Origin of the sequence: Streptomyces sp. SID3343 (genome assembly GCF_009865215.1) — a bacterium.
Classification (GTDB): domain Bacteria; phylum Actinomycetota; class Actinomycetes; order Streptomycetales; family Streptomycetaceae; genus Embleya.
This window is the reverse complement of sequence record NZ_WWJX01000293.1, coordinates 1-217: the sequence shown is the minus strand read 5'-3', so window position 1 is coordinate 217 and position 217 is coordinate 1. Positions and strand designations below refer to the sequence as shown.

Sequence of the window (217 nt, the reverse complement as noted above, 5' to 3'; positions counted from 1 at the left end):
TGGATGATTTGTTTGTTGAACTGACCGGAGCCAGTAATGCAAATCTACAATCCCTGACGGCAGCCAAAGTGAAATTTGAACTTTCAGGTGCGGCCAATACGGAGATTAAATCCGCAAGCCAAACAAAGTTTTTACAAGTGGGTGCCAGCGGTGCGAGTAATTTTCGCGGTAAATTGCTGAGGGTTGAACAGGCGGATGTGGGGGCTAGTGGTGCATC

Annotated in this window: 1 protein-coding gene; it reads left to right on the top strand. The window is 47.9% G+C overall.

Annotated elements, in window-relative coordinates; genetic code table 11:
- Positions 1-217 (top strand): DUF2807 domain-containing protein (locus tag GT354_RS09915; RefSeq protein WP_161355902.1); only part of this gene is annotated, 217 nt, incomplete at both ends.